This is a genomic window from Phenylobacterium sp. (assembly GCF_022402485.1).
In the GTDB taxonomy this organism is placed as follows: Bacteria; Pseudomonadota; Alphaproteobacteria; order Caulobacterales; family Caulobacteraceae; genus Phenylobacterium.
On record NZ_JAKRSA010000033.1, the window covers coordinates 74,929 to 81,954 of the forward strand.

Annotated in this window: 8 protein-coding genes; 7 read left to right on the forward strand and 1 reads right to left on the reverse strand. The window is 68.4% G+C overall.

Annotation, left to right across the window (positions count from 1 at the left end):
* A partial coding sequence (locus MH112_RS14890) for a helix-turn-helix domain-containing protein (RefSeq protein ID WP_296569364.1) occupies nucleotides 1-395 on the reverse strand: 395 nt, incomplete at its 3' end.
* Between the two features lie 90 nt (nucleotides 396-485).
* Here MH112_RS14890 and MH112_RS14895 point away from each other — a divergent pair.
* The 7 genes from MH112_RS14895 to MH112_RS14925 all read left to right on the forward strand — a co-directional run bounded on the left by MH112_RS14895 (nucleotide 486) and on the right by MH112_RS14925 (nucleotide 6,816).
* Nucleotides 486-1,226, forward strand: a complete 741-nt coding sequence (locus MH112_RS14895) for an SDR family oxidoreductase (protein WP_296569367.1) — start codon at nucleotides 486-488, stop codon at nucleotides 1,224-1,226.
* Between the two features lie 17 nt (nucleotides 1,227-1,243).
* Complete coding sequence (locus MH112_RS14900; RefSeq protein ID WP_296569369.1) at nucleotides 1,244-1,846, forward strand: 2-hydroxychromene-2-carboxylate isomerase; 603 nt, start codon at nucleotides 1,244-1,246, stop codon at nucleotides 1,844-1,846.
* Nucleotides 1,847-1,927: 81 nt separating this feature from the next.
* Nucleotides 1,928-2,611 carry a LemA family protein gene (locus MH112_RS14905; RefSeq protein ID WP_296569371.1) on the forward strand — a complete coding sequence of 228 codons (684 nt, stop codon included), beginning with the start codon at nucleotides 1,928-1,930 and terminating at the stop codon, nucleotides 2,609-2,611.
* Nucleotides 2,608-3,384: a TPM domain-containing protein gene (locus tag MH112_RS14910; protein ID WP_296569373.1), complete on the forward strand. Its 777-nt coding sequence runs from the start codon at nucleotides 2,608-2,610 to the stop codon at nucleotides 3,382-3,384. The genes MH112_RS14905 and MH112_RS14910 overlap by 4 nt, the downstream gene beginning before the upstream one ends.
* 1 nt (nucleotide 3,385) lies before the next feature.
* Entirely contained in the window at nucleotides 3,386-4,081 is a 696-nt protein-coding gene (locus tag MH112_RS14915) for a TPM domain-containing protein (RefSeq protein WP_296569376.1), read from the forward strand.
* 87 nt (nucleotides 4,082-4,168) lie between these two features.
* Nucleotides 4,169-4,630, forward strand: coding sequence for a (2Fe-2S)-binding protein (locus MH112_RS14920; protein ID WP_296569379.1), 462 nt, complete (start codon nucleotides 4,169-4,171; stop codon nucleotides 4,628-4,630).
* Between the two features lie 5 nt (nucleotides 4,631-4,635).
* The gene (locus MH112_RS14925; RefSeq protein WP_296569382.1) at nucleotides 4,636-6,816 is read left to right on the forward strand and encodes a molybdopterin cofactor-binding domain-containing protein; all 2,181 of its coding nucleotides are present in this window, start codon (nucleotides 4,636-4,638) and stop codon (nucleotides 6,814-6,816) included.
* Nucleotides 6,817-7,026 lie beyond the last annotated feature (210 nt).

Consider the following 7,026-nt stretch of genomic DNA (forward strand, 5'->3'; position numbering starts at 1 on the left):
CATTCGGAGCAGACCTGGACGGCGTGGAAGTCGCAGCCGCAGACCTTGTGGCGGCGCAGGATCGGCGGGCCGTCCTGGCCGCCATAGTGGCGGTCGCCCCAGTCGACGAGGGCCATGATCACCGGATGCAGGTCGAGGCCCTTGGCCGTCAGGCGGTATTCGTGGCGCAGGGGCCGGTCCTGATAGGACCTGCGCTCCAGCACCCCTTCGGTCACCAGCAGGTTCAGCCGTTCCGTGACAATGCTGCGGGAAATGCCCAGGCGGCTCTGGAAGGTCTCAAACCGCCGCACCCCCAGGAACAGGTCGCGCAGGATCATCAGGGTCCAGCGGTCGCCGATCACCGCCAGCGTGCGCGCCACCGAACAGGGCTCGTTCGCCAGATCATCCCACTTCATGCGGTTGGCCTCCTGATGCCAGCCAATGATGCGATTGACTCCGTCCAAATTCAATACGAACCTGAGTTCAGAAACCGAACGGAGTAGCCCATGTCGGACCAGTCCAAAGGCGCCTGCGTGGTCATCGGTGCCGGCGATGGGGTGGGCGGGGCGATCGCCAAGGCCTTCGCTGCGGAGGGCCTGGTGGCCTGCATCACCCGCCGGCCCCGCAACCTGGCCTCCCTTCAGGCCCTGGCTGATGAGATCATCGCCGCTGGGGGACAGGCCAGGGCTTACGGCGTCGACGCCCGGGAAGAGGCGGAGATGACCGCCCTGTTCGACCGCATCGAGGCCGAGGTGGGGCCCATCGAGGTGGTGGTGTTCAACATCGGGGCCAATGTCCGCTTCTCCATCCTGGAGACCACCAGCCGGGTCTTCACCAAGGTCTGGGAGATGGCCTGTTTCGCCGGTTTCCTCACCGGTCGGGAGGCAGCCCGGGTGATGCTGCCCCGGCGGCGGGGCACGATCCTGTTCACCGGGGCCACGGCCTCGGTGCGCGGGCGCGAGGGGTTCTCAGCCTTTGCTGCGGCCAAGCACGGCCTGCGCGCCGTCGCCCAGAGCCTGGCCCGGGAACTGGGGCCGCAGGGGATCCATGTGGCCCATGTGGTGGTGGACGGGTCCATCGACGGGGTGTTCAGCCGGCAAAACATCCCTGATCTTGCGCAGCGACTGGCCGAGGATCGGGTGCTCAAGCCCGCTGATATCGCGGCCACCTATGTGGCCCTGCACCGCCAAGCCCGCTCGGCCTGGACCCATGAGCTTGATCTTCGTCCGTGGTCTGAGACCTGGTGAACAAGGAGAGATACCCGATGGCCGCCACCCTGGAATTCCTGTTCGATTTTGGCAGTCCCAACGCCTACCTGTCCTGGAAGGCCCTGGCCCCGATCCTGGCGCGCACCGGGGCGAGGCTCGAGGTCCGGCCGGTCCTGCTGGGCGGCCTGTTCAAGCTGACCAACAACCGCTCGCCCATGGAGGCCTTTGGCGAGGTCAAGGGCAAGCTGGCCTATGAGAACCTGGAGACCAGAAGGTTTGTGGCCCATCACGGCCTGAGCGCCTTCAAGATGAACCCGCATTTCCCGGTGAACACCCTGCTGATCATGCGCGGGCTGATCGCCGCCCGCCGGGCCGGCGTCGAGGGGCCTTATCTGGAGGCGGTGCTGAGCGCCATGTGGGAGGACGGGCGCAAGATGGATGACCCCGCGGTAGTCGCCGAGGTGCTCACCGCCGCCGGACTGGACGCCAAGGGCCTGCTGGAGGCGACCCAGGCCCCCGAGGTGAAGGCCGAGCTGATGGCCGGGACCGAGGCGGCCGCCGCCCGGGGGGCCTTTGGCATTCCCACCTTCTTCGTGGGTGAGGAGATGTTCTTCGGCAAGGATCGTCTGGGGCAGGTGGAGGCGGCGTTGGGCGTCTGAGGCGCGGCACCCATTGCGCCGGGGCGAGGGCAGGGCCACATTCGCCTCGAAGCTGCGCCAACATCGCCCAGGAGCGCCCCCTTGCCCAAATTGCTCGCCCGCCTCGCCCGTGCCGCCGTCCTGATCGTCGTCCCCCTGGCGCTCGCCGGCTGTGGCATCAATACGATTCCCACCAAGGACGAGCGCGCCAAGGCCGCCTGGGCCGAGGTGCAGAACCAGTATCAGCGCCGGGCCGACCTGGTTCCCAACCTGGTGGCCACCGTCCAGGGCTTTGCCGCCCAGGAGCGCGAGGTTCTGGTGGCGGTCACCGAGGCGCGGGCCTCGGCCACCCAGGTCCAGGTCAATGCCGACACCATCACCGATCCGGCCCAGTTCCAGCGGTTCGCTGAGGCGCAGAACCAGCTGTCGGGGGTGCTTGGCCGCCTGATGATGATTCAGGAGCGCTATCCGGAGCTGAAGTCCAACCAGAACTTCCTGGCTCTGCAGAGCCAGCTGGAAGGCACGGAGAACCGCATCACCATCGCCCGGCGCGACTACAATGAGGCCGTCCGGGACTACAATACTGAGATCCGCACTTTCCCCGGGGCGCTCTGGGCCAACACGGTCCATGGCTGGGCTGAGCCCATGCAGACGTTTGAAGCCTCAGCCTCGGCCCAGACGGCGCCGACGGTGAGCTTCCAGCAGCCGGCGGCGCCTGCGCCTGCGGTGGGTCCGGCCCCTGCCCCCGCTGCTGCCCCTGCCCCTGAGCCTGCGCCCGCCCCATGAGGTCCCTTGGCGCGATCTGCGCCCTGGCCTTGGGTCTCGTCCTGGCCCTGGCCGGGACGGGACATGCCCAGAGCACGCCCACCTTTCCCGAGCTGACCGGCCGGGTGGTGGACGGTGCCGACATGCTGTCGCCCCAGGCCGAAGCCCAGCTGAGCGAGCAGCTCGCCGCCCTGGAGGCCGCCAGCGGCCGCCAGCTGGTGGTGGTCACCCTGGCCGAGCTGCAGGGCTATGAGATCGAGGACTTTGGCTACCAGCTGGGCCGCCACTGGGGGATTGGCGAGGCTGAGACCGACTCCGGGGCCCTGTTCATCATCGCCCCCAATGAGCGCAAGGTCCGCATCGAGGTCGGCTACGGCCTGGAGCCGATCCTCACCGACGCCCTGTCCTCGACCATTCTGCAGACCGTCGTCCTGCCGCAGTTCCGCAACGGCGACATGGAGGCCGGGGTCATCGCCGGGACCCAGGCCATCATCGACCAGCTGGCCCTGCCGGAGGACGAGGCTCTGGCCCGGGCCGCGCAGGCAAGCCAGCCTCAGGCTGACGAGGGCGTGGCGGCCCCGATCATCTTTGTGCTGTTCATCGTGCTGTGGATCATCGGCGGCTTCATGGGCGCCTTTGGTCGGGGCCGACGCCATCGGGGCGGCAGCAATCTGTGGTGGATCTTGCCCCTGCTGCTCTCCAGCGGCGGACGCGGCGGCGGCAGTTTCGGCGGCGGCGGCTTCTCCGGCGGCGGCGGCGGTTTTGGCGGCGGCGGATCCTCGGGGAGCTGGTGACATGCTGAGCGAACAGGACATCCTGGCGGTCAAGACCGCCGTCCGCACCGCCGAGGCCCGCACCCGGGGCGAACTCTATTGCGTCATCGCCGAGGAATCCTCCGACTATCGGGAGACGCCCTTTTTGTGGGCCGGGCTGACGGCCCTGGCGGCACCCGCCATTCTGCTGCTGGCCGGGGTGGAGGTCTCCGTCCCCGACGCCTTTGCCCCCTGGACGGCGGCCCAGGCCGGCGCGGCCGTCGAGTTGGCCGTTCGCGGCGCGCTGACCACCACCCTGGCCCTGCAGGCGGCGCTGTTCATCGTGGTGGCGGTCATCGGCGCCCTGGGGCCGGTGCGGCGGTTCATGACCCCGCGCAGCGTCAAGCTGGAGCGGGCCCGCCGGCACGCCCAGGAACTGTTCCTGGCCAGGAATCTGCACCAGACCCGGGAGCGCACCGGGGTGCTGATCTTCGTCTCCCTGGCCGAGCACGCCGCAGAGCTGATCGCCGATGAGGGCATTGCTGCGGTGGTGGCCCAGTCCCGGTGGGACGGCGCCATGGCGGCTCTGATTGCCGAGGCCAAGGCCGGGCGTACCGGCGCAGGGCTGGTGGCTGCGGTGAGCCAGGTCGGCGACATTCTGGCCGAGCATTTCCCCGCGAATGCGCAGGACAATCCCAATGAGCTGCCCGACGGGGTGATCCAGATTCCGCGGCTGTAGGGCCAGGCCCCCAACAACTGTTTACAGTGAGCGGTATGGCCCCGTAGTCTGGGTTTCTGAGATCATCAGAACCAGAGGGAACGGGGCATGGCCTACGAGCTCAACGTCAACGGCAAGCCGATGACCGCCGACGTGGACCCCGACACCCCGCTGCTGTGGGTGCTCCGCGACACGCTCGGGCTGGTGGGCACGAAGTTTGGCTGCGGCATCGCCCAGTGCGGCGCCTGCACAGTCCACGCCGACGGGGTCCCGATCCGTGCCTGCATGACCCCCATCGAGGTCATTGGCGAGGCCAAGATCACCACCATTGAGGGCGCCAGCGCCCTGGAGGTCGGCCGGCGGGTTCAGCAGGCCTGGAGCGAGCTGGATGTGGCCCAGTGCGGTTACTGCCAGCCCGGCCAGATCATGTCGGCGACAGCCCTGCTGACCCAGAACCCGACCCCGACGGACGATGATATCGACGCGGCCATGGCCGGGAACATCTGCCGTTGCGCCACCTATGTTCGTATCCGCGCCGCCATCAAGCGCGCCGCCGGCCAGGAGGCCTGAAGATCATGGGCATCGTCTCCAACATCACTGAAGGTTTTTCCCCCTCCCGCCGGGCGGTTCTGGCCGGCGGCGGGGCCGGGGGTCTGGTTCTGGCCTTCAGCTTCGCCGGCAAGGGGGCTGCGGCGGACGGGCCGGCCAAGCTCAACGCCTATGTGAAGATCGCCCCGGACGGGATCATCACCATCGTCTCCAAGAACCCGGAGATCGGCCAGGGGATCAAGACCTCCCTGCCCATGCTGATCGCCGAGGAACTGGACGTGGACTGGGCCAATGTCCGCACGGTCCAGGCCGGCAATGATCCGGCGACCTATGGCCGTCAGTTTGCCGGCGGCAGCATGGCCACGCCCCTGCACTGGGACCAGCTGCGCCAGGTGGGCGCGGCCGGCCGTGCCATGCTGATGGCTGCGGCCGCCGCCGACTGGGGCGTCGATGCCGCCAGTCTGACCACCGAGCCCGGGGTCGTGGTCCATGCCGCGAGCCGCCGCCGGGCGACCTATGGGTCCCTGGCCGCCAAGGCCGCTACCCAGACTGCGCCGGAGCTCGCCAGCCTGAAGCTCAAGGATGCCGCCGACTACCGCATCATCGGCCAGCCGATCCCCCAGGTGGACACCCCGGCCATCGTCACCGGCCAGCCCCTGTTCGGCGTCGACATGCAGCTGCCCGGCATGCTCCACGCCACCTATGCCAAGGCCCCAGTGTTCGGGGCCAAGGTGGCCAGCGCTGATCTGGCCGCGGCCCTGGCCGTCAAGGGCGTGCGCAAGGCCTTCATCGTCGAGGGCGGGACCGAGTTTGATGGCCTGCTGCCCGGCGTCGCCGTGGTCGCCGACACCTGGTGGGCGGCCCACAAGGGCCGACAGGCGCTGAACATTCAGTGGGCCGATCATCCCACCTCCAGCCAGTCCAGCGCCGGCTATGCCGCCCAGGCCGAGGCCCTGGTCGCGGCCAAGGGGGGCAAGACCCTGCGCAGCGACGGGGATGTGGAGGCCGCGCTCGCGGCCTCGGCCAAGACGGTAGAGGCCGACTACTTCTACCCGTTCCTGGCCCACGCCACCCTGGAGCCGCAGAACTGCACGGCCCATTTCCATGACGGCAAGATGGAGATCTGGGCCCCGACCCAGCTGCCCGAGCCTGGCCGCCAGATGGTGGCCAAGACCCTCGGCCTGGCCCCGGAAAACGTCATCGTCAACATGACCCGGTCGGGCGGCGGCTTTGGCCGGCGGTTGATGAACGACTACATGGCCGAGGCCGCCTGGATCGCCCGGGAGGCCGGCGCGCCGGTCAAGCTGGTCTGGACCCGGGAAGACGACACCCAACATGGCTTCTATCGCCCGGCGGGCTTCCACCACTTCCGGGGCGGAGTGGACGCGTCTGGCGAGATCACCGCCTGGGCCAATCACTTCGTGACCTTCGGTCAGGGGGAAACCACCGCCCGCAGCGCCGGCATGGCCGCCACCGAGTTCCCGGCCCGGTTCCTCGACAACTACAAGCTCGATGTGTCCATGATGCCGCTGGGCGTGCCCACGGGCCCCCTGCGGGCACCGGGCAGCAACGCCATCGCCTTTGTGGTGCAGTCCTTCATCGACGAACTGGCCCATGCGGCCGGGGTCGATCCCGTGGAGATGCGCCTGCGGCTGCTGGCCCGGGGCGAGGCCGTCGGCGCGGCCTATAGCGCAAGCCGCATGGCCGGCGTGGTCCGTCTGGCGGCGGAGAAATCCGGCTGGGGCAAGACCGATCTGGGTCCCCGGCGGGGCAAGGGGATCGGCTTCCATTACAGCCATCTGGGCTATTTCGCCGAGGTGGCCCAGGTGGCCGTGGCCCTGGATGGGACTGTGCGGGTGGAAAAGGTTTGGGTGGCCGGTGATGTGGGCCGCCAGATCATCAATCCCCTGGGCGCCATCAACCAGGTGGAAGGCTCGGTCATCGACGGCATTTCGGAGATGTTTGGCCAGATCACCATCGCCGGCGGTCAGGTCGAACAGGGCAATTTCGACACCTTCCCCTTGCTGCGCATCCAGGACGCGCCGCTGATCGAGACCCACTTCCTCAAGTCCGACAACCCGCCCACGGGCCTGGGCGAACCCGCCCTGCCGCCCATCGTCCCGGCGGTCGCCAACGCCATCTTCGCGGCGACCGGCAAACGGGTGCGGAGCCTGCCACTGAACCCTGCGGAGTTGGCGGCGGGGTAGGGGTTCACTCCGAAGCGCGGTTTCTCGTTCTTATTTTGTTCTAGACACCACCTCGCGTTGTGGCATGATCGGTCTGCTGACGCCCTGATTGCGCGTTCAGCTTAGGCCTTCCACACGATGGGGACGGCTGGCATCGCCAGCCGCAGGATGTCCATGTCCAAACAATGGGATGCCCTGCAGGCGCAGTGGCGGAAGACGAATGCTCTACGA

Excerpts from the sequence above, each read along its gene's own strand:
- MH112_RS14895 (WP_296569367.1), top strand. The coding sequence starts at position 486 with ATGTCGGACCAGTCCAAAGGCGCCTGCGTGGTCATCGGTGCCGGCGAT.
- MH112_RS14900 (WP_296569369.1), top strand. The coding sequence starts at position 1,244 with ATGGCCGCCACCCTGGAATTCCTGTTCGATTTTGGCAGTCCCAACGCC.
- MH112_RS14910 (WP_296569373.1), top strand. The coding sequence starts at position 2,608 with ATGAGGTCCCTTGGCGCGATCTGCGCCCTGGCCTTGGGTCTCGTCCTG.
- MH112_RS14915 (WP_296569376.1), top strand. The coding sequence starts at position 3,386 with ATGCTGAGCGAACAGGACATCCTGGCGGTCAAGACCGCCGTCCGCACC.
- MH112_RS14920 (WP_296569379.1), top strand. The coding sequence starts at position 4,169 with ATGGCCTACGAGCTCAACGTCAACGGCAAGCCGATGACCGCCGACGTG.
- MH112_RS14925 (WP_296569382.1), top strand. The coding sequence starts at position 4,636 with ATGGGCATCGTCTCCAACATCACTGAAGGTTTTTCCCCCTCCCGCCGG.